21 protein-coding genes are annotated in these 20080 nt (G+C 69.9%); 18 read left to right on the forward strand and 3 right to left on the reverse strand.

Features of this window, described 5'->3' with window-relative positions; all coding sequences use genetic code 11:
• The first annotated feature begins 78 nt into the window (after positions 1–78).
• From AC5L3X_RS16895 to AC5L3X_RS16945, 11 genes are all read left to right on the forward strand, one after another.
• A complete protein-coding gene (locus AC5L3X_RS16895; protein ID WP_494857884.1) occupies positions 79–846 on the forward strand; it encodes a VOC family protein in 768 nt (255 codons plus the stop codon).
• A 92-nt stretch (positions 847–938) separates the two neighbouring features.
• Positions 939–2162 (forward strand): multidrug effflux MFS transporter, encoded by a 1224-nt coding sequence (locus tag AC5L3X_RS16900; RefSeq protein WP_494857886.1) that lies wholly within the window; start codon positions 939–941, stop codon positions 2160–2162.
• A 172-nt stretch (positions 2163–2334) separates the two neighbouring features.
• Complete coding sequence (locus AC5L3X_RS16905) at positions 2335–3039, forward strand: helix-turn-helix transcriptional regulator (protein ID WP_189126879.1); 705 nt, start codon at positions 2335–2337, stop codon at positions 3037–3039.
• Positions 3036–4448 (forward strand): Fe-S cluster assembly protein SufB, encoded by a 1413-nt coding sequence (sufB, locus tag AC5L3X_RS16910; protein ID WP_189126880.1) that lies wholly within the window; start codon positions 3036–3038, stop codon positions 4446–4448. The genes AC5L3X_RS16905 and sufB overlap by 4 nt, the downstream gene beginning before the upstream one ends.
• Positions 4448–5572: a Fe-S cluster assembly protein SufD gene (gene sufD / locus AC5L3X_RS16915; protein ID WP_189126881.1), complete on the forward strand. Its 1125-nt coding sequence runs from the start codon at positions 4448–4450 to the stop codon at positions 5570–5572. The genes sufB and sufD overlap by 1 nt, the downstream gene beginning before the upstream one ends.
• Positions 5569–5886 (forward strand): non-heme iron oxygenase ferredoxin subunit, encoded by a 318-nt coding sequence (locus AC5L3X_RS16920; RefSeq protein WP_189126882.1) that lies wholly within the window; start codon positions 5569–5571, stop codon positions 5884–5886. The genes sufD and AC5L3X_RS16920 overlap by 4 nt, the downstream gene beginning before the upstream one ends.
• A 4-nt stretch (positions 5887–5890) precedes the next feature.
• Positions 5891–6637 carry a Fe-S cluster assembly ATPase SufC gene (gene sufC / locus AC5L3X_RS16925; RefSeq protein ID WP_494857889.1) on the forward strand — a complete coding sequence of 249 codons (747 nt, stop codon included), beginning with the start codon at positions 5891–5893 and terminating at the stop codon, positions 6635–6637.
• Entirely contained in the window at positions 6634–7911 is a 1278-nt protein-coding gene (locus tag AC5L3X_RS16930; RefSeq protein ID WP_494857891.1) for a cysteine desulfurase, read from the forward strand. The genes sufC and AC5L3X_RS16930 overlap by 4 nt, the downstream gene beginning before the upstream one ends.
• Before the next feature lie 2 nt (positions 7912–7913).
• On the forward strand, positions 7914–8354 hold the full coding sequence (gene sufU / locus AC5L3X_RS16935) for a Fe-S cluster assembly sulfur transfer protein SufU (protein WP_494857892.1): 441 nt from the start codon (positions 7914–7916) through the stop codon (positions 8352–8354).
• Positions 8355–8364: 10 nt separating this feature from the next.
• Positions 8365–8724: a metal-sulfur cluster assembly factor gene (locus AC5L3X_RS16940; RefSeq protein ID WP_189126885.1), complete on the forward strand. Its 360-nt coding sequence runs from the start codon at positions 8365–8367 to the stop codon at positions 8722–8724.
• A gap of 313 nt (positions 8725–9037) precedes the next feature.
• On the forward strand, positions 9038–10852 hold the full coding sequence (locus AC5L3X_RS16945; RefSeq protein WP_494857894.1) for a DEAD/DEAH box helicase: 1815 nt from the start codon (positions 9038–9040) through the stop codon (positions 10850–10852).
• A gap of 39 nt (positions 10853–10891) precedes the next feature.
• Here the strand turns inward: AC5L3X_RS16945 and AC5L3X_RS16950 are convergent, their stop codons facing one another.
• Together AC5L3X_RS16950 and AC5L3X_RS16955 are read right to left on the reverse strand one after the other, a co-directional pair.
• Positions 10892–12124 carry an MFS transporter gene (locus AC5L3X_RS16950; protein WP_494857895.1) on the reverse strand — a complete coding sequence of 411 codons (1233 nt, stop codon included), beginning with the start codon at positions 12122–12124 and terminating at the stop codon, positions 10892–10894.
• 58 nt (positions 12125–12182) lie between these two features.
• Entirely contained in the window at positions 12183–13382 is a 1200-nt protein-coding gene (locus tag AC5L3X_RS16955; protein ID WP_494857897.1) for a cytochrome P450, read from the reverse strand.
• A 189-nt stretch (positions 13383–13571) separates the two neighbouring features.
• Here AC5L3X_RS16955 and AC5L3X_RS16960 point away from each other — a divergent pair, with 189 nt between their 5' ends.
• From AC5L3X_RS16960 to AC5L3X_RS16970, 3 genes are all read left to right on the forward strand, one after another.
• The gene (locus AC5L3X_RS16960) at positions 13572–13835 is read left to right on the forward strand and encodes a phosphoribosyl-ATP diphosphatase (protein ID WP_189126889.1); all 264 of its coding nucleotides are present in this window, start codon (positions 13572–13574) and stop codon (positions 13833–13835) included.
• Positions 13836–13896: 61 nt separating this feature from the next.
• Positions 13897–14742: an ATP phosphoribosyltransferase gene (hisG, locus tag AC5L3X_RS16965; RefSeq protein ID WP_189126890.1), complete on the forward strand. Its 846-nt coding sequence runs from the start codon at positions 13897–13899 to the stop codon at positions 14740–14742.
• Between the two features lie 35 nt (positions 14743–14777).
• Positions 14778–15431 (forward strand): acVLRF1 family peptidyl-tRNA hydrolase, encoded by a 654-nt coding sequence (locus tag AC5L3X_RS16970; protein WP_494857899.1) that lies wholly within the window; start codon positions 14778–14780, stop codon positions 15429–15431.
• 35 nt (positions 15432–15466) lie between these two features.
• On the opposite strand, the gene AC5L3X_RS16975 is transcribed toward AC5L3X_RS16970, so the two are convergent.
• On the reverse strand, positions 15467–16285 hold the full coding sequence (locus AC5L3X_RS16975) for an NAD(P)H-binding protein (protein ID WP_494857900.1): 819 nt from the start codon (positions 16283–16285) through the stop codon (positions 15467–15469).
• 85 nt (positions 16286–16370) lie between these two features.
• Here AC5L3X_RS16975 and AC5L3X_RS16980 point away from each other — a divergent pair, with 85 nt between their 5' ends.
• The 4 genes from AC5L3X_RS16980 to AC5L3X_RS16995 all read left to right on the forward strand — a co-directional run bounded on the left by AC5L3X_RS16980 (position 16371) and on the right by AC5L3X_RS16995 (position 20010).
• On the forward strand, positions 16371–16946 hold the full coding sequence (locus AC5L3X_RS16980) for a TetR/AcrR family transcriptional regulator (protein ID WP_494857902.1): 576 nt from the start codon (positions 16371–16373) through the stop codon (positions 16944–16946).
• Between the two features lie 184 nt (positions 16947–17130).
• A complete protein-coding gene (locus tag AC5L3X_RS16985) occupies positions 17131–18729 on the forward strand; it encodes an ABC-F family ATP-binding cassette domain-containing protein (protein WP_189126893.1) in 1599 nt (532 codons plus the stop codon).
• Positions 18730–18842: 113 nt separating this feature from the next.
• Positions 18843–19058, forward strand: a complete 216-nt coding sequence (locus AC5L3X_RS16990; RefSeq protein ID WP_020547488.1) for a helix-turn-helix domain-containing protein — start codon at positions 18843–18845, stop codon at positions 19056–19058.
• 118 nt (positions 19059–19176) lie between these two features.
• Complete coding sequence (locus AC5L3X_RS16995; RefSeq protein ID WP_189126894.1) at positions 19177–20010, forward strand: enoyl-CoA hydratase/isomerase family protein; 834 nt, start codon at positions 19177–19179, stop codon at positions 20008–20010.
• Positions 20011–20080: the final 70 nt, after the last annotated feature.

A 20080-nucleotide genomic window follows, 5' to 3' on the forward strand; every position in this document is an offset into this window, starting at 1 on the left:
TATTGACGGGGCTTTTCCCGGCATGTCGCGGAATGGGGTGAAAGTCTGATGACGAGGTCCGCGTCACAGGAGGTTCCCATGTCACAGCGCAGCGGATACGAACCAGGCGTTCCGTGCTGGGTGGGTCTGTCGAGCACCGACGTCGAGGCGTCCGTCCGCTTCTACGGGGAGGTCTTCGGCTGGCGAGCGGAGATGACCGGCGACCCCCGCTACGGCCGGTTCGCCTACCAGGGCAGGAAGGTCGCCGGCGTGGGGCCCGTCGTCGTCGAGGGCGGCACCCCGGCCTGGAACACCTACGTCGCGACCGAGGACGCCGCCGCCACGGCCGACCGGGTCAAGAACTCCGGCGGCACCGTCCTGATGGACCCGGCGCGGATCTCCGACGCGGGCTCGATGGCCGTCTTCCAGGGCCCCGACGGAGCGTTCGTGTCGGTCTGGCAGGCGGACGGCCACCACGGCGCCGAGCTGGTCAACGAGCCCGTCTCGTTCTGCTGGAACGAGCTCGTCACCCGCGACGTCGCCGCCGCCGAGCGGTTCTACCGGGCGGTCTTCGACTGGACACCGCAGCTCCAGGAGCTCGACGGCGTCGACTACGTCGAGTGGCAGGTGGGCGGCAAGGGCATCGCCGGGATGATGGAGATGGCGCCGGGCTACCCGCCCGAGACGCCGTCCCACTGGATGGTCTACTTCGCGGTCGCCGAGCTGGACACGACCGTCGCCACCGCGCGCCGCCTCGGCGCGCACGTGCTCATCGACTCCATGGACGCCCCTCCGGGCCGCTTCGGCGTGCTCGTCGATCCGCAGGGCGCGGCGCTGTCCGTCATCCAACTTCATGAAATCGAATGAAAAGTCAGATAACCGGGAATCAGGAGGACCGAAATTCGGTTTGACCCCTCGGCCCTCGTGGGCCACAACCCACGAGGGAGAGGGGTTCACGCATGTCCGTGGCAGGAGCCGCGACGGTCGCCGTCCAGGAAACAAGAGGCCGCCGCGGTCTGCTGCTGTTCATCCTGGGCGCCCTTTCGGCCATCGGGCCGCTCTCGATCGACATGTACCTGCCGGCGCTGCCCGCCATCACCGCCGAGATGCTCACCGTGCCCGCGCAGGTGCAGCTCACCCTGACCGCCTGCCTCATCGGCGTCTCGGTCGGCCAGGTGATCGCCGGACCGGTGAGCGACGTGCGCGGGCGCAGGATGCCGCTGATCGTCGGCGTGGCCGGCTTCGCGATCGCCTCCCTGCTGTGCGCGTTCGCGCCGTCGGTGCCGATGCTGATCGCCTTCCGGCTGCTCCAGGGCATCCTCGGCGGCGCCGCCCTGGTGATCGTCCGGGCCGTGGTCCGCGACCTGTACGAGGGCGCCGCCATCGCCCGCATCTTCGCCACGCTCATGCTCATCAGCGGGCTGGCCCCCATCCTCGCCCCGATCGCGGGCGCCCAGCTGCTGGCCTTCACCTCGTGGCGCGGGGTGTTCGTCGCGCTCAGCCTGATGGGGCTGGCGCTGCTGCTCGCCGTGATCCCCGGTGTGCGCGAGACCCTGCCCGCCGACAGCCGGGAGGGCGGCGGCCTGCGGCACACCGCGCGCACCTTCTGGGCTCTGCTGCACCACCGGTCGTTCATGGGCAACGCGCTCACCGCGGGTCTGGCGTTCGCCGCGATGTTCGCCTACATCTCCGGCTCGCCGTTCGTCCTGCAGGAGGTGTACGGGACCACGCCGCAGCAGTTCTCCCTCATCTTCGGGCTGAACGCGCTCGGCCTGACCCTCATGGCCCAGGTCGGCGGGCGGCTCGCCGGCCGGTTCGCGCCGGAGCGCCTGGTTCTCGCCGGCCTGCTCGTCTCCGTGGTGGGCGGCGCCCTGCTGCTGATCGCCGCCGTCACCGGCATCGGGCTGCCGGGCGTCGTGGCCGGCCTTTTCGTGATCATGTGCGGTCAGGGGCTGGTGCTGCCGGGCACCGGCGCGCTGGCTCTGGCCGGCCAGCCGCCCCAGGTCGCGGGCAGCGCCTCGGCGTTGCTCGGCGTCCTGCAGTTCGCGCTGGGCGCGTTCGCCGCCCCGCTGGTCGGCCTCGCCGGATCGGGCTCGGCGGTGCCGATGGCCACAGTCATGCTCGGCCTGTTCGCGCTGTCCGTCCTGTTGTTCGCCGTGCTCGGCCGCCATTCTGTTAGGTAAGCCTTACCTGAGTGAGAAATTGCATTGACTGAGTTACGTGGATCTGTTTGTGAACGGGGAAGGAATTACGGCACACTGATGTTGTGAAAAACGGGAGCGAGTCCGACCGCGGTACGCGAAGTGCGGGGCCGCAGAGCCTCCCACCGAGCGGACGAGGAGTGGTGAGCGACCGATGAGCTACGTGCCCATGGAGCCTGGCAGCGAGCGCGGCACCCGCGCGCGCGTCGCCCGGCTCATTCTGGAGCACGGACCCGTCGCGGCCGCCGCGTTGGGCGAGCGGCTCGGGCTCACGCCCGCCGCCGTGCGCCGCCACCTCGACGCGCTGCTGGCCGACGGGATGATCGAGCCTCGCGCCGTACGACCGCGTGGCCAGCGTGGGCGAGGGCGGCCGGCCAAGCTGTTCGCCATCACCGACGCGGGCCGCAGTGCCTTCGAGCACGCCTACGACGACCTGGCCGGGAGCGCGCTGCGGTTCCTGGCCGACCGCATGGGACACGAAGCCGTGACCGACTTCGCCCGCTCGCAGGTCTCCGGCCTGCTGAGGCGGCTGGAGCCGGTCATGCGGACGGTGCCGGCCGACCAGCGCGTTCAGGTGCTGGCGCAGGCGCTGTCGGCGGAGGGCTACGCCGCCTCGGCCAGCAAGGCCAAGTCCGGCGGCGACCAGCTCTGCCAGCATCACTGCCCGGTGGCGCACGCGGCGGCGGAGTTCCCGCAGCTGTGTGAGGCCGAGACCGAGGCGTTCGCGCAGTTGCTCGGCACGCCGGTGCAGCGCCTGGCCACCATCGCCCATGGCGACGGGGTCTGCACGACACATGTGAGCCCACAATCGCTGGGTCATTCCGCACATAGAGACAAGAGCAAGGAGACCGGAAGGTGACTGTCACCGACCGCCCGGAGCTGGAAGGCCTCGGGAATTACAAGTTCGGCTGGTCCGACTCGGATGTCGCCGGGGCGGCGGCCAAGCGTGGCCTGTCCGAGGAAGTCGTCCGCAACATCTCCGAACTCAAGAACGAGCCGGAGTGGATGCTCGACCTTCGCCTGAAGGGCCTCCGCTTGTTCCACAGGAAGCCGCTGCCGACCTGGGGCTCCGACCTCACGGCCATCGACTTCGACAACATCAAGTACTTCGTGCGCTCGACCGAGAAGCAGGCCGCTTCCTGGGAGGAGCTGCCCGCCGACATCAAGAACACCTACGACAAGCTCGGCATCCCCGAGGCCGAGAAGCAGCGCCTCGTGGCCGGTGTCGCCGCCCAGTACGAGTCCGAGGTCGTCTACCACAAGATCCGTGAGGACCTCGAGGAGAAGGGCGTCATCTTCGTCGACACCGACACGGGCCTGAAGGAGCACGAGGAGCTCTTCAAGGAGTACTTCGGCTCGGTCATCCCGGTCGGCGACAACAAGTTCGCCGCGCTCAACACTTCCGTGTGGTCGGGTGGCTCGTTCATCTACGTGCCGCCGAACGTCGAGGTCGAGATCCCGCTGCAGGCCTACTTCCGGATCAACACCGAGAACATGGGCCAGTTCGAGCGGACCCTGATCATCGTCGACGAGAACAGCTACGTCCACTACGTCGAGGGCTGCACGGCGCCGATCTACTCGTCCGACTCGCTGCACTCCGCGGTCGTCGAGATCATCGTGAAGAAGAACGCCCGCTGCCGCTACACGACCATCCAGAACTGGTCCAACAACGTCTACAACCTGGTCACCAAGCGCGCCGTCGCCTACGAGGGCGCGACCATGGAGTGGATCGACGGCAACATCGGCTCCAAGGTCACGATGAAGTACCCCGCCGTCTACCTGATGGGCGAGCACGCCAAGGGCGAGACGCTGAGCGTCGCCTTCGCCGGCGAGGGCCAGCACCAGGACGCCGGCTCCAAGATGGTGCACCTGGCTCCGCACACGAGCTCCAGCGTCATCTCCAAGTCGGTGGCCCGTGGCGGCGGCCGCACCTCCTACCGCGGTCTCGTGCAGATCGAGGAGGGCGCCCACGGCAGCGCCAGCACGGTCAAGTGCGACGCGCTCCTGGTCGACCAGATCAGCCGCTCCGACACCTACCCCTACGTCGACGTCCGCGAGGACGACGTGCGCATGGGCCACGAGGCCACGGTCTCCAAGGTCAGCGAGGACCAGCTGTTCTACCTCATGAGCCGCGGGCTCGACGAGGACGAGGCGATGGCGATGATCGTGCGCGGCTTCGTGGAGCCGATCGCGCGTGAGCTGCCCATGGAGTACGCCCTCGAGCTCAACCGCCTGATCGAGCTGCAGATGGAAGGAGCCGTCGGCTGATGGGCCTGAACGAGAAGCCCTTGTCGACCCTGCACGAGAAGGCGTCCTACGACCTGGACGACTTCGAGGTCCCGACCGGGCGCGAGGAGGCGTGGCGCTTCACGCCGCTCTCCCGCCTGAGGGGCCTGCACGACGGCAAGGCGGAGGTGACCGGCCAGGTGCTGGTCCAGGTCCACACGCCGGCCGGCGTCACCGCCGAGTGGGTGGGCCGCGAGGACCCGCGGATCGGCCAGGCCTACGTGCCGGCCGACCGGGTCAGCGCGCAGGCGTACAACGCCTTCGAGAAGGCGCTGGTCGTCACCGTGCCCAAGGAGTCGGTGCCCGCCGAGCCGATCCGCGTCGAGGTGCGGGGCGGCGGCGTCGACGGCGCCTCCTACGGCCACATCGTGGTCAAGGTCGAGGCGCTCGCCGAGGCGCTGGTCGTCATCGAGCACCAGGGCAGCGCGATCTACGCCGACAACATCGAGTTCGTGGTCGGTGACGGCGCCTCGCTCAAGGTCGTCACCCTGCAGGACTGGGCCGACGACGCCGTGCACGTCTCCCACCACCACGCCCAGCTGGCCAGGGACGCGACGTTCCGCGGCTTCACGGTGACGCTCGGCGGAGACCTCGTACGACTGTCGCCCAGCGTCTCCTACACCGGCCCCGGCGGCGACGCCGACCTGTCGGGCGTCTACTTCGCCGACGCGGGCCAGCATCTGGAGCACCGCCTGCTCGTCGACCACTCGCACCCCAACTGCAAGAGCAACGTCGACTACCGCGGCGCGCTGCAGGGCGAGGACGCCCACACCGTCTGGATCGGCGACGTGATCATCAGGGTCGCCGCCGAGGGCACCGACACCTACGAGCTCAACCGCAACCTGATCCTCACCGACGGGGCCCGCGCCGACTCGGTGCCCAACCTGGAGATCCTCACCGGCGAGGTGGCCGGCGCGGGGCACGCCTCGACGTCGGGCCGCCTCGACGACGAGCACATCTTCTACCTCCAGGCCCGCGGCATCCCCTTCGACGAGGCCCGGCGCCTGGTCATCAGGGGCTTCCTCGGCCAGCTCATCGAGAAGATCCAGATCGACGAGCTCCGCGAGCGCGTGTTGAGCGCGGTGGAGGCGGAGCTGGCGCGATGAGTCTCGAGAAGGTATGCAAGATCGATGACATCCCCGACGGCGGGGTGATCGGCGTCGAGGTGGGGGAGACCCCCGTCGCGCTGGTCCGCAAGGGCGCCGAGGTCTACGCGCTGCACGACGTCTGCTCTCACGCCGAGGTGAAGCTCAGTGAGGGCGAGGTCTACGACGGCACCCTGGAGTGCTGGCTGCACGGCTCGTGCTTCGATGTCCGCTCGGGCAAGCCCACCGGACCGCCCGCCACCAAATCCGTGAACGTCTACACAGTCAAGATCGACGGCGATGACGTGCTCGTCTCGCTCTCGAAGGAGTCATAAGCACATGTCCACCCTAGAGATCCGTGACCTGAAGGTCGCCGTCGAGGACAAGGAAATCCTGCGCGGCGTCAACCTCACCGTGAAGTCGGGCGAGACCCACGCCATCATGGGTCCCAACGGCTCCGGCAAGTCCACGCTCGCCTACGCCATCGCCGGCCACCCCAAGTACACGATCACCGGCGGCGAGGTGCTGCTCGACGGCGTCGACCTGCTCGCGCTGTCGGTCGACGAGCGCGCCCGGGCCGGGCTGTTCCTCGCCATGCAGTATCCGGTCGAGGTGCCCGGCGTCTCGGTGTCCAACTTCCTGCGCTCGGCCGTCACCGCCATCCGCGGCGAGGCGCCCAAGCTGCGGCAGTTCGCCAAGGACCTCAAGGCCGGCATGGACTCCCTGTCCATCGACGGGGCCTTCGCCCAGCGCAACCTCAACGAGGGCTTCTCCGGCGGCGAGAAGAAGCGCCACGAGATCCTCCAGCTGGAGCTGCTCAAGCCGAAGATCGCGGTGCTCGACGAGACCGACTCCGGTCTCGACGTCGACGCGCTGCGTGTGGTGTCCGAGGGCATCAACCGGTTCCGCGCCTCGGGTGAGACGGGCGTGCTGCTCATCACCCACTACACGCGCATCCTGCGATACGTGACGCCGGAGTTCGTGCACGTCTTCGCCGGCGGCAGGATCGTCGAGGAGGGCGGGCCCGAGCTGGCCGAGAAGCTCGAAGCCGAGGGCTACGAGCAGTACACGAAGGCGAGTGCATGACTCCCACCAGCTTGGACGTGGAGAGGATCAGGAAGGACTTCCCGATTCTCTCCCGCGAGCTGCCCGGCGGGCGTCCGCTCGTCTACCTCGACTCGGGCAACTCCTCCCAGAAGCCCGCGGCGGTCGTCGAGACCATCCGTGAGCATCTGGCGATGCACTACAGCAACGTCGGGCGCGCGATGCACGTGCTCGGCGCGGAGTCGACCGAGGCCTACGAGGGAGCGCGCGACAAGGTGGCCGCGTTCGTCGGCGCCCCGTCGCGCGACGAGGTGATCTTCACCAAGAACGCCTCCGAGGCTCTCAACCTCGTCGCCTACTCCTTCGGGCAGCATCTCTGGCGCGGCACGGCCGACGCCGACCCCCGCTTCACGCTCGGCCCCGGAGACGAGATCGTCATCTCCGAGATGGAGCACCACTCCAACATCGTGCCGTGGCAGCTGCTCGCGCAGCGCACCGGGGCGACGCTGCGGTGGTTCGGCGTGACCGACGAGGGCCGGCTCGACCTCTCCGGCCTGCCGGAGCTGATCACCGCGCGAACGAAGATCGTGTCGATCGCCCACCAGTCCAACGTGCTCGGCACCGTCAACCCGGTCGCCGACGTGCTGGCGCGGGTCCGCGAGGTGGGCGCGCTGATGATGCTCGACGCGTCCCAGTCGGTGCCTCACCACCCGGTGAACGTCGCCGAGCTGGGGGTCGACTTCGTGGCCTTCACGGGGCACAAGATGCTCGGCCCCTCGGGCATCGGCGTGCTCTGGGGCCGGGCCGAGCTGCTCGACGCGATGCCCCCGTTCCTGGGCGGCGGCGAGATGATCGAGGCGGTCTGGATGGACCACTCGACCTACGCGCCGATCCCGCACAAGTTCGAGGCCGGCACCCCGCCGATCGTCGAGGCCATCGGTCTCGGCGCGGCCGTCGACTACCTCCAGGCGATCGGCATGGAGGCGGTGGAGGCCCACGAGCGCTCGCTGACGGCGTACGCGCTGGAGGCCCTGCGTGAGGTGCCCGAGCTCCGGCTGATCGGGCCCGACTCCCTTGAGCTGCGCGGCGGCACCCTGGCGTTCACGCTGGAGGGGATCCACCCCCACGACGTCGGCCAGATCCTCGACGACGAGTTCGGCATCGCGGTGCGCGTCGGCCACCACTGTGCCCGCCCGCTGCACCTCAGGTTCGGAATACCGGCGACCACCCGGGCGTCGTTCTATCTGTACAACACCACGGGCGAGATCGACGCCCTGGTCCGCGGCCTCCTCCATGTTCAGAAGGTGTTCGGATAGCCATGATCGGCGAGTCGATGTACCAGGAGCTGATCCTGGAGCACTACAAGCACCCGCAGGGCCGGGGGCTGCGTGAGCCGTACGACACCGAGGTTCACCACGTCAACCCGACCTGCGGCGACGAGATCACGCTCCGGGTCAGGGTGGGCACGGCCGGGCGCATCGAGGACGTCTCCTACGATGGGCAGGGCTGCTCGATCAGCCAGGCGGCCGCCTCGGTGTTGCACGAGCTGACCACCGGCTCGACGGTCGAGGAGACGCTGTCGGTCGTCGACGAGTTCACCCGCCTCATGCAGGGCAGGGGGCAGGTCGAGGCCGACGAGGACGTGCTGGGCGACGCGGTGGCCTTCGCGGGCGTGGCGAAGTTCCCGGCGCGGGTGAAGTGCGCCCTGCTGTCGTGGATGGCGTACAAAGACGCTGTTGTGAGGAGTGCTGCGCTGTGAGGAGGGTGTCATGAGCAAGCCGGTGGAGACGCCTACCGGGGTCGACGGAGACGTCAGCCTCGACGAGGTCATGGAGGCGCTCAGGGATGTCGTCGACCCCGAGCTGGGCATCAACGTGGTCGATCTGGGGCTGATCTACGGCCTCAACCTTGACCCGTCCGACGGCGGCCGGCCGGTGGCGACCATTGACATGACGCTGACCAGCGCCGCCTGCCCGCTGACCGACGTGATCGAGGACCAGGCCCACTCGGCGCTCGACGGTATGGTCTCCGATGTCAAGATCAACTGGGTCTGGCTGCCCCCGTGGGGACCGGACAAGATCACTGATGAGGGTCGTGAGCAGCTGCGTATGCTAGGATTCAACGTCTGATCTTTTGCTGCACGGCTGACGCCTCGGCGTCGGCCGTGCCAGCGTGCTAAAGTCCGATAATCGGACTAGCCGGGGAATACATGGTGTTTTCCCCGCGTTGGCACCACGTGCACCTGGCGCACCAATGTGCGTTATCGCCGCCTGCGGCCGGCAATGGGGTGCGCGTAGACGGCCCGTCGATTTCGGGCCAGTCCCCACCCAGCGGGTCCGAATTCCCGCGAACGTAACGCAGTACGGCACTGCCGTACGTCCTGGCACGTCCTTTCGCAGAAGTGACGCGCCACTTCGACTGAAAGGCACGACTTTCGTGACCATGCTTGATGCTGTCCTGCCCGAGCTCACCCCCGAGCAGGGCCCGTCCGAGTTCGAGCTGCTGGGGCTGCCCAGGCCGCTCATCACCGGGCTGGCCAAGCAGGGCATCGCCAGCCCGTTCCCCATCCAGAGCGCGACCATCCCCGACGTGCTGGCCGGCGCCGACGTGCTCGGCCGCGGCCAGACCGGCTCCGGCAAGACGCTCGCCTTCGGCCTGCCGACCATGGCCCGCATCGCCGGCACCCGGCCGGCCCCCGGCCACCCCCGCGCCATGATCCTCGTCCCCACCCGCGAGCTCGCCCTGCAGGTGCACGACGCCCTTGAGCCGCTCGGCCGCGGCCTGGGCCTGCGCATGAAGGTCATCGTGGGCGGCATGTCCATGGGCAAGCAGATCGAGGCCCTGCGCCGCGGCGTCGACATCGTCATCGCCACGCCGGGCCGGCTCGGCGACCTCATCCGCCAGGGTGAGTGCTCGCTGTCCGACATCGAGGTCAGCGTCATCGACGAGGCCGACCACATGTGCGACCTCGGCTTCTTCCCTGTCGTGACCGAGTTGCTCGCGCAGACGCCGGCCGACGGGCAGCGGCTGCTGTTCTCGGCCACGCTCGACGGCGACGTCGACAAGCTCGTGCGCCGCTTCCTCAAGGACCCGATCACGCACTCCGTCGCCCCCGCGACCTCCCCGGTCGACACCATGGAGCACCACGTGCTCCAGGTGACGCGCGACGACAAGTTCGACATCACCGCCGAGATCGCCAACCGCGAGGGCCGGACGATCATCTTCGTCCGCACCCAGCACGGCGTCGACCGCCTGTGCAAGCAGCTCGCCAGGGTCGGCGTCAAGTCGGGCGGCCTGCACGGCGGCAAGCGCCAGAACCAGCGCACCCGCATCCTGGCCGAGTTCCGCGAGGGCTCCGTCAACGTGCTCGTCTGCACCGACGTCGCCGCCCGCGGCATCCACGTCGACAACATCAGCCTGGTGCTGCACGTCGACCCACCGCAGGACCACAAGAGCTACCTGCACCGCGGCGGCCGCACGGCCCGCGCCGGCGAGAAGGGCACCGTCGTCACGCTGGTGCTGCCCAACGAGCGCCGCTCGACCGACCAGCTCACCCGGCGCGCCGGCATCCAGCCGTTCCGCCTCAAGGCCTCCCCGGGTCACCCCAGGCTCGCCGAGCTGGCGGGTGCCCGCCAGCCGAGCGGCGAGGCCATCCCCGTCTGGGAGCCCGACGTCCGCAAGCCGCTGCGCCCGCGTCGCGAGGGCGGCCACAACGGCGCCGAGCGTCGCGGCCGGCGTCCGCGCCGTGACTTCGACGGCGACCGCCGTCCGCGCCGCCACGAGGACGGCGACCGCCCGGCCGTCGGCTCGGGCGACGACCGGCGTCCCCGCCGCCACGACGGCGAGGACCGCTACCACCGTCGCCACACCGACGCCGCCGAGCCGCGTACCTTCGGCGAGCGCCGCTCCGGTGGCGACGACCGCCCCCGTGGCGGCTACCGGTCCGACGACCGCGGCCCCCGTGCCGGCGGGTTCCGCTCCGACGACGGCCCGCGCGGTGGCGGCTTCCGCTCCGACGACCGTGGCCCGCGTGGCACCCGGCCCGACGACGGCGGCTCCCGCGGCGGTTTCCGGTCGGACGACCGCGCCCCCCGCGCCGCCGGTGACCGTGGCCGCCCGTTCTCGGCCGACCGCGAGCGGGGCGGCCGGTCCGACGACCGTTCCCGTGACGGCTACCGGTCCGGCGGCCCCCGCGCCGACGGCCGTGGCAACGGTGGCTACCGTTCCGGTCAGGGCGAGCGCCGCTACGGCCGCTGACCGCCCGGCACAACCGACGAGGCCCGCCGTACCTCTCCGCTATGGAGCGGTACGGCGGGCGTCGCCGTTCGCGAGGTCATCCCGGCGCGGACGCAGGAACGGCACCAGGGCGAGGCCCAGCGCGGCGGTCACCGTGATGACGAGCGAGGGCGCGGCGAACTGGGCGGCGGCGCCGGCCACGGCGAATCCGACACCCTGCCAGAACATCAGACCGGCCGTCTGGACACTCAGCGCCCTGCCGAGCAGCTCCTCGGGGGCGACGTCCACGAGCAACTGGTCCAGGCCGAGGTGGTGGGCGAGCCCGATGCCCGACAGGACGAGCAGCGCGATCGCCGACGGCAGGCCCGGCCGCAGTCCGAACAGCAGCTGCGGCAGGAACACGAGCAGTGCCAGCGGCGCGATGAGCCGCAGCCGGCGGGCGGGAGAGGGAAGCCACAGGCACAGCAGCTCGCCCAGGACCGTGCCGATCGGCAGCGCCGACATGAGCAGCCCCAGCCCGGCCGTGCCGAACCCGGCCAGATCGGCGTACGGCGCGGCCAGCGCCTCGGGCGCCACCCCGAGAGCGGGCACGGCCCAGCCGAACACGAGGACACGGCGCAGCCGTACCTGCCGGAAGATCCTGCCCAGGCCGGTCAGCGAGTCGCCCACCAGAGACTGAGTCCCGGGAGCGGAGACCGCCGGGCGGGCCGTGAGCCCGGCGGCGAGCAGCGCCGCCGACAGCAGGAAGGCGCCGGTGTTGATCACGAGGGCGGCGCGCGGCGTCAGCACGATGAGCAGCAGCCCGCCGAGGGCGAAGCCGCTCACCTGCGCGCCCTGCGCGACCAGCCGGAACAGGCTGCGGGCGGCGATGTAGACGTCACCGTCGAGGACGCGCGGCAGCATCGCGGCCCGCGCCCCCGCGAAGACCGGGGCCACCAGGCCCATGCCGAGGGCCAGGACCAGCACGACGGCGACCGGCAGCCCGGGCAGGGTCATGGCGGCGGCGAGGGCGGCGGTCAGCAGGTTGCAGCCCACCAGCAGCCGGCGGATCGCCACCCGGTCGACCAGCGCGGACAGCAGCACCCCGCCGAACAGGTAGGGGACGAACGCGACGGTGAACACCAGGGCGGCCAGCAGGGGAGAGCCGCTCTGGCGGTAGACCAGCACGGTCAGGGCGAACTGGGTCACGATCGTGCCCAGCATGCAGAGCACGTGTGAGAGGAAGAGGGTCCGGAACTCGGGCACGGCGAGGGCGTCGCGATAGCGGCCCCGCGCGCCCGTCGGATGGGTCATCGAGCTCCTCGGGGGAGGGGGAGGCGCCGGTTCGCCGTGGCCTGGCCGGCCACGGCGACTATCGGTCAGTAGACGTAGCGCATGGGACCACCTCCTGGGCGAACGTGACCGGCAGGCTTCGCACGCCGCGCAGGGTTCCGCTGTCCCACATCACCGGGGCGGCGTGCGGACGGACGGTGTGTCCGGCGCGGGCGAGTTCGGTGAAGAGCGCCCGGGTCTGCGCCGAGGCGACACCGGCGCCGAGGCAGGCGTGCAGGCCGCGGCCGAAGCCGAGGTGCGGGTTGTGGGCGCGGTCCAGCCGCAGGGCGTCGGGGTCGGCAAAGACGGCCGGGTCGCGGTTGGCGGCGCCGATGATCAGTGTCACGCCCTCTCCCTCGCGCACCTTGCGGCCGCCGATCTCGGTGTCGGTCAGGCAGGCGCGGGCGAGCACCTGGACCTGGCTGGTGTAACGGATCAGCTCCTCTACCCCGGAATCCGGATTTTCCGGGAAATCCTGGAGAGTGTCAGGATTATCGATGAACGCGAGTAGTGAGAGGGCGAGTAACCGGGCCGACGATTCGAAGCCCGCGTGGAAAGTCGAGCGCAGCGAATTCAGCAGGAGCCTTCGGTCGACGTCCACGGTGCGCAGTTTTTCGGCGACAAATGCGAACATGCCATCCGGACGGTGGTCGGTCATCCAGTGGGCGATGACCGCGTCGATCTCCGCCCGCGCGGCGATCCCCGCGGGCATCACCTCGGGGCGCAGCCCGCCGTCCATGGTGTCGACGACCGACGGGGAGACGGAGGTGAGCCAGTCGAGATCGGGCGGGTCCACGCCCAGCAGGTCGCAGATCGTCTCCACGGTGAGCGGGATGGCCACCTCGTGCACGAACTCCACCTCGGCCCCGCCCAGCCCGGCCAGGCGGCGTCGTACCCGCTCGGCCGTGCGCCCGGCCAGCGCGGCGTGGTCCTGGGCCCGGTAGGCGGCCGCGAGCAGCCGCCGAACGGGCGGGTGGTCGGGCGGGTCGACGGACTGCAACATGATCAGCTCGTCGGGCAGCCGCTCGCCGACCCGCCGCCAGTCGGAGGAGAACAGGTCCAGCCGCCTGAGCACCTCGGCGCAGTCGGCGTGGCGGGTCAGCACCCAGGTGCCGAGTTCGTCAAACCAGAAGAAGGGGTCGGTCTCGCGCCAGGCGGAATAGACGGGGGCGGGATTCCGGAGAGTTTCCGGCCAGAGGAGCGTACGGAGCGAATGCGGAAAGGGGCTTTCCGTCGACACTAAGTCTCCATATTCGGCTCAAATGACTCTAATAGAATGATTTAACCGTGTGAACGATAAAGGAGTGCAGGGGAATGGTCAACATCGCCGTTCCGGCCCCCGGCGTCTCGCGTGGCGGACACCGGGCCATCCGACCCGCGCGCGCAGACTAGGCTTGTCATGCACGTCAGCCGACCGACGAGAGAGATCATGAAGACCTTCGAAGAGCTGTTCGCCGAGCTGTCAGAGAAGGCGCAGACCCGGCCCGCGGGCTCGGGCACCGTCGCCGCCCTCGACGCCGGCGTCCATGCCATCGGCAAGAAGGTCGTCGAGGAGGCCGCCGAGAGCTGGATGGCCGCCGAGCACGAGTCGAGTGACCGGGCCGCCGAGGAGATCTCGCAACTCCTCTACCACGTGCAGGTGCTCATGCTCGCGAAGGGCATCGGGCTGGACGAGGTGTACAAGCATCTCTAGGGCGCCCGCGCCCGCCCTCGTCCCACCCGTTCGGACCCGCGAGACTTAGGACACGATCCACATGATCCGCCTGGCAGTACCCAACAAGGGCGCGCTCAGCGAAGCCGCCCAGGTCATCCTCAAGGAGGCCGGCTACCGGTCCCGAAAGGACAGCAAGGAGCTCGTCGTCGTCGACGCCGACAACGGCTGTGAGCTGTTCTTCCTGCGCCCCCGTGACATCGCCGTCTACGTCGGCGAGGGCACCCTCGACGCCGGCATCACCGGCCGCGACATGCTGATCGACTCCGGCGCGCCCGTCGAGGAGATCATGCCGCTCGGCTTCGGCGGCTCCACCTTCCGGCTGGCCTGCGGGGCCGGCGAGATGACCTCGGTCAAGGACCTCGACGGCAGGCGCATCGCCACCTCCTACGCCGGGCTGCTCGACAAATACCTGTCCGACGCGGGCGTCGACGCGCGCGTCATCAAGCTCGACGGCGCCGTCGAGACCGCCATCAGGCTCGGCGTGGCCGACGCGATCGCCGACGTCGTCGAGACCGGCACCACGCTGCGCAACGTCGGCCTGGAGGTCTTCGGCGAGCCGATCATGCGCTCGGAGGCCGTGCTGATCAAGCAGCAGAGCGCGCCCGAGGCGCCCGGCGTCGCCCAGCTGGTGCGCCGCCTCCAGGGAGTCGTGCACGCCCGCGACTTCGTCATGATGGACTACGACATCCGCGCCGAGCGCATCGAGGAGGCCATCGCCCTCACGCCCGGCATGGAGGGCCCCACGGTCTCCCCGCTGCACCGCGAGGGCTGGGTCGCCGTCCGCGCCATGGTCCGCCGCAAGGGGCACCAGCAGGTGATGGACCAGCTGTGGGACATCGGCGCGCGCGCCATCCTGGTCACCGACATCTACGCCTGCCGCCTTTGACCCGGGTCCGTCGCCGGGTCGGCTAGCCTTCGGGGATGAACGCGCGACCGGCGAAGGGCGGCGGCCGGTGGGTTTCGGTGCCGCCCGAGCGCGTGCACCCGTGGATCGACGGCTTCGCCGCCCGGCACGGCTCCTTCGAGGCCGCCGGTGACGGGCTGATGGTGCGCCTGGTGGCCGCCGACGGGGCGCTGGCCGAGCTGCACGTCCCCTTCCCGCCGATGCGGCCAGGGCCGCCGCATGTCACCCGGCTGGTCACGCACGCGCGGGCCGAGCGGCGCGTGGGCGTGGTGCTGGTGCGGCTGGGCGGCTACGCGGCCGGAGTGTTCCACGGGTCGCGGCTGGTGGCCTCCAAGGTCGGCTCCCGGCTGGTCCAGGGGCGCACCGCCGCCGGCGGCTGGTCGCAGCAGCGTTTCGCCCGGCGCAGGCAGAACCAGGCGGGCCAGGCCGTCGAGTCGGCCGTGGAGACGGCGCTGCGGGTGCTGTCGCCGCACCTGGCCGAGCTGGACGCGGTCGTGTTCGGCGGTGACCGCCGCGCGGTCGACACCCTTCGGGCCGACCGGCGGCTGGCGCCGCTCCTGGCCCTCGAATCCGAGCCGTTCCTCGTGGTGCCGGACCCGAAGCTGGCGGTGCTGCGCGAGACGCCCAAGCTGTTCCGCGAGGTACGGATCCGGGTGGTCGACCCCGCCTGAGACGCCGCCCGCGGCCCGCGCCGCGACCCGCCTGGTCAGCGCTCGAAGGCGGGTGCGTGGTCGGCGAGGAAGGCGGCCAGGGAGCGGGGCGGGTGCCCGGTGATGTCCTGGACGGCCGTGGTGACCGTGGACCAGCGGCCGTCTCCGATCTCGGCCATGAGCGCGGCGAGATCGTGGCTGACCGGCTCCGGGAGGCCCTGCCGGGCGAGATGGGCGGCCATCTCCGGCACCGGCAGGTCGGTGTACTCGACCGGCCGGCCCAGGGCGGCGCCGATCGCGGCGGCGATCTCGTCGTGGGAGCGCGCCTCGGGACCGGTGAGGACATGGACACCGCTCTCACCGACCGGGCGGGTCAGCAGCGCCGCGGCCACGTCCGCGATGTCCCGGGCGTCGATGTAGCCCACCGGGGCGGAGCCGTACGAGCCGTACATGCGGCCGTCGCGCACCTCGGCCGGGAGGTTCTGCATGAACCCCACGGGCTCAAGGATCGACCACGGCACCCCCGACTTCCTGAGGTGGGCATCGACCTCGCCGTGTGCGCCGCCGCCGAGGAGAGCGCCGGGCGTGGCGCCGCGCACCGACACGGTCACGATCTGCCCGGCGCCCGCCTCGCGGGCCAGGTCGATCATCCGCTGGTGGGCCTGGACGAACCCCGGCCAGAGCGAGCTGTTGAGAAAGAGCCGGTCGCCGGGCGAGAGGGCGGCGGCGATGGTCTCCGGCCGTTCGAGGTCGCCGAGCACGTGGGCGCAGTCGAGGTCGGCCGGGCGGCGGAGCACGGCGACGACGTCCTCGCCGCGCAGTCTCTCGATGAGCGCCCTGCCGATCGTGCCCGTGGCTCCGGTCACCAGGATCATGTTGGGTCCTCCTAAGTGGAATATTGGATTCCGGTTAGCGGACGATACAATAAGCGGAATCTCTTCGTCCAGTTCGGAGTCGTACGTGCGCGCGGACGCCAGACGCAACCTCGACAAGATCCTCGACGCGGCCGCCGACGTGATCGCCGAGCGCGGCGTCAACGCGCCCATGGAGCTCATCGCCCGTCGGGCGGGCGTCGGAGTCGGCACGCTCTACCGGCGTTTTCCCGACCGCGGCGCGCTGATCGCGGCCATCGGCGACCACTACGTCCACTCCCTCGCCGCCGCCCTGGACAGCGCCGTCAAGGGCGCGCCCGACGCCTGGACCGGGCTGTACGACTTCGTCGTCTGGGCGGGAGATCCCGGCCGCGGCGCGCTCGCCACCGCGCTGGCCGACGTGCCCGAGGAGACCTTCACCGACCGTGCCGAGTTCGCCGGGGCGCGCCGGGAGTGGCTGGAGCGGCTCGACGAGCTGGTCCGCCAGGCCCAGGCCGAGGGGGCGCTGCGACTCGACGTCGGCACCGACGACATCGTGGCGCTGCTCGGCCTGTTCGCCTGCCATCCCGCCGGCCTGCCGGCCCACATCGCCGCCCGGCCGGAGCGGTTCCTGCGCCTCATGCTCGACGGCATGCGGGCGGGCGCGGCCACGCCCGCCGATTGAGCCGGTGCGTAACCGGCCCGGTGGTCATCCGGAACGCGACGGTGATCGTGGGGCGCCCGCCGGAGGTTTATCCGGAGGTGGAACCCCAGATCGGGGTCATACACTGATCTGTATGCACACTCCCGATTGACCGGCGTCGCACGCCCAAACCCTCGTTTCCTAGCTCGGGAGTGTCCCGTCAACCATGATCATCGCCAGTGACATCGAGCTGCGCGCCGGCGCGCGCCTGCTCATCGAGAAGTCGTCGTTCCGCGTCAACCCGGGCGACAAGATCGGCCTCGTCGGCCGCAACGGCGCCGGCAAGACCACGCTGACCAAGGTGCTCGCCGGGGAGGGGCTGCCCGCCGCGGGCGTGGTCAACACCACCGGCAACGTCGGCTACCTGCCCCAGGACCCCCGCACCGGCGACCTGGAGGTGCTCGCCCGCGACCGCATCCTGTCGGCCAGGGGCCTCGACGAGGTGCTGCGCAAGCTGCGCCAGGCCGAGCTTGGCATGTCCTCCGCCGACGAGCGCACCCGGGAGAAGGCCGTGCGGCGTTACGGCGCGCTCGAGGACCAGATGCACGTGCTCGGCGGCTACGCGGCCGAGTCCGAGGCGGCCTCGATCGCCTCCAGCCTCGGCTTGCCGGACCGCGTGCTGGGCCAGCCACTGAAAACGCTTTCCGGTGGTCAGCGCAGACGTGTGGAATTGGCGCGCATTCTTTTCAGCGGGGCGGAAACTCTCCTTCTCGACGAGCCGACAAACCACCTAGATGCCGACTCAATCGGGTGGCTTCGTGATTTTTTGCGATCGCATCAGGGCGGCTTGGTGATCATCAGTCACGATGTCGACCTTCTTGAAGCGACGGTCAACAAGGTCCTTCACCTCGACGCCAACCGGTGTGTGATCGACCACTACAACGTCGGCTGGAAGGCCTATCTGGCGCAGCGTGAGACCGACGAGAAGCGTCGCAAGCGCGAGCGTGCCAACGCCGAGAAGCAGGCCGGCGCGCTGCTGGCGCAGGCCGACAAGATGCGCGCCAAGGCGACCAAGGCCAAGGCCGCCCAGGACATGATGCGCCGCGCCCACCGGCTGCTCGCGGGCACCGAGGAGGAACGGCAGAGCGACAAGGTGGCCAAGCTGCGCTTTCCCGCGCCGCTGCCCTGTGGGCGCACCCCGCTGACGGCCGAGGGGCTGTCCAAGTCCTACGGCTCGCTGGAGGTGTTCACCGACGTCAACGTGGCCATCGACCGTGGCCACCGGGTCGTCATCCTGGGGCTCAACGGCGCCGGCAAGACCACGCTGCTGAGGCTGCTCGGCGGCGTCGAGCAGCCCGACACGGGCGAGATCAGGCCAGGCCACGGCCTCAAGGTCGGCTACTACGCCCAGGAGCACGAGACCCTCGACAGCGACCGGACCCTGCTGGAGAACATGCGTTCGGCGGGCGGTGAGTTCACCGACACCGAGTTGCGCAAGGTGCTCGGCTCGTTCCTGTTCAGCGGAGACGACGTCGACAAGCCCGCCGGAGTGCTGTCGGGCGGCGAGAAGACCCGGCTCGCGCTCGCCATGCTGGTGCTCTCCAGTGCCAATGTCCTGCTGCTCGACGAGCCGACGAACAACCTGGATCCGGTCAGCCGCGAGCAGGTTCTCAGTGCTCTGAGGTCATATTCAGGAGCGATCGTACTGGTCACCCATGACGAGGGTGCCGTTGACGCCCTTTCACCGGATAGGGTGATCTTGCTACCCGACGGAACTGAAGACGCATGGAGCGCCGAATTTTCCGATCTTGTGGCACTTGCCTGATCTTAATTTGGGTGGGTACGGATCTTTTCCCGTGGAGTAGGTAGCCGATCCCGCTGAAATGACTGATCATGGCGGAGTAACGCTGCGGAAGTCCGGCACTACAGGAGGTACTCGTGGCCGAGACACTGAAGAAGGGCACCCGGGTCACCGGGGCCGACCGAGAGAAGCTGGCAGGCGATCTCAAGAAGCGCTATGCAGCGGGTGAGAGCATCCGTGCGCTGGCCGCTTCGACCGGCCGGTCCTACGGGTTCATCCACCGCATCCTGAGCGAGTCCGGTGTGACTCTGCGCGGGCGCGGAGGGGCGACCCGAGGCAAGTCCAAGCGCTGACGGCCGCCTCGGAACGTGCGACCGCAGCCGCTCGTCCCAGTCAGCCAGCCGTCGCGCCCGAGCCAGAACGATATTCTGTAGGCTCGGGCGCGACGGTCTAGCACAGAGGGAGCGGGCGATGGCGGAAGCGAAGGCGCCACAACAGCGCGGGGGGCAGACGGAGGACGTCTCTGCCGAGACACTGGCGGAGATCGGACTGCGTTTCGAGGTGGACGGTGAGATCGCGACGATCACGCTGGACCGGCCGGACAAGCGAAACGCGCAGACGTTCGCGACCTGGTCGGCGCTGGCCCGCATCGGCGACAGCCTGCCGGAGCAGGTGCGCGTCGTCGTGGTGCAAGGTGAGGGACCGTCCTTCTCGGCAGGGATCGACCTGCGCATGTTCACACCCGAAGGAGTGCCCGGACAGGGCTCGTTCGGCTCGGCGGCGCGACTCGACAGCGCATCGTTCGAGCAGCGGATCCAGGAAGCCCAACAGGGATTCCGTTGGCTCCGCAGACCAGAGATCGTTTCCATCGCGGCCGTGCACGGTCACGCCATCGGCGCGGGATTTCAGCTCGCGCTCTCCTGTGACCTGCGGATCGTGGCCGACGACGTAAAATTCTGCATGAAAGAGCCCGCACTGGGGCTGGTGCCCGATCTGACCGGCACCAAGCCGCTGGTCGAGCTGGTCGGCCTGGCCAAGGCGATCGACATCTGCCTGACCGCCAGGTTCGTGGAGGCCGACGAGGCCATGCGCATCGGCCTCGCCGAGCGAGTAGTCGCGGGGGGCGACCTCGCCAAAGCCGTACAGGACAAGGCCGCTGAGCTGCTGTCGACCAACCGGGACGCGGCGGCGGCGACCAAGCGACTCCTCCAGGGCGCGCAGAGCCGCACCCTGGAGGAGCAGTGCGCGGCCGAAGGAGCCGAGCAGATCAAGCGGCTCAGGGCGATGTTCGGCGGAGCCGCCTGAGTTTCGCGCTGAGCTGACCCGGGAATCGTCATGAGTCCCCACGGCGCTCATACCGGGGGAGGAGGCCCCG

This window comes from Nonomuraea sp. CX421 (assembly GCF_059358955.1).

Coding starts and splice junctions, on each gene's coding strand:
- AC5L3X_RS16975 (WP_494857900.1), bottom strand. CDS start 16,285: ATGATCCTGGTGACCGGAGCCACGGGCACGATCGGCAGGGCGCTCATC.
- AC5L3X_RS16920 (WP_189126882.1), top strand. CDS start 5,569: ATGAGTCTCGAGAAGGTATGCAAGATCGATGACATCCCCGACGGCGGG.
- sufU (WP_494857892.1), top strand. CDS start 7,914: ATGATCGGCGAGTCGATGTACCAGGAGCTGATCCTGGAGCACTACAAG.
- sufC (WP_494857889.1), top strand. CDS start 5,891: ATGTCCACCCTAGAGATCCGTGACCTGAAGGTCGCCGTCGAGGACAAG.
- hisG (WP_189126890.1), top strand. CDS start 13,897: ATGATCCGCCTGGCAGTACCCAACAAGGGCGCGCTCAGCGAAGCCGCC.
- AC5L3X_RS16900 (WP_494857886.1), top strand. CDS start 939: ATGTCCGTGGCAGGAGCCGCGACGGTCGCCGTCCAGGAAACAAGAGGC.
- AC5L3X_RS16985 (WP_189126893.1), top strand. CDS start 17,131: ATGATCATCGCCAGTGACATCGAGCTGCGCGCCGGCGCGCGCCTGCTC.
- sufD (WP_189126881.1), top strand. CDS start 4,448: ATGGGCCTGAACGAGAAGCCCTTGTCGACCCTGCACGAGAAGGCGTCC.
- AC5L3X_RS16950 (WP_494857895.1), bottom strand. CDS start 12,124: ATGACCCATCCGACGGGCGCGCGGGGCCGCTATCGCGACGCCCTCGCC.
- AC5L3X_RS16905 (WP_189126879.1), top strand. CDS start 2,335: ATGAGCTACGTGCCCATGGAGCCTGGCAGCGAGCGCGGCACCCGCGCG.
- AC5L3X_RS16960 (WP_189126889.1), top strand. CDS start 13,572: ATGAAGACCTTCGAAGAGCTGTTCGCCGAGCTGTCAGAGAAGGCGCAG.
- AC5L3X_RS16995 (WP_189126894.1), top strand. CDS start 19,177: ATGGCGGAAGCGAAGGCGCCACAACAGCGCGGGGGGCAGACGGAGGAC.
- AC5L3X_RS16970 (WP_494857899.1), top strand. CDS start 14,778: ATGAACGCGCGACCGGCGAAGGGCGGCGGCCGGTGGGTTTCGGTGCCG.
- AC5L3X_RS16940 (WP_189126885.1), top strand. CDS start 8,365: ATGAGCAAGCCGGTGGAGACGCCTACCGGGGTCGACGGAGACGTCAGC.
- AC5L3X_RS16945 (WP_494857894.1), top strand. CDS start 9,038: ATGCTTGATGCTGTCCTGCCCGAGCTCACCCCCGAGCAGGGCCCGTCC.
- AC5L3X_RS16895 (WP_494857884.1), top strand. CDS start 79: ATGTCACAGCGCAGCGGATACGAACCAGGCGTTCCGTGCTGGGTGGGT.
- AC5L3X_RS16930 (WP_494857891.1), top strand. CDS start 6,634: ATGACTCCCACCAGCTTGGACGTGGAGAGGATCAGGAAGGACTTCCCG.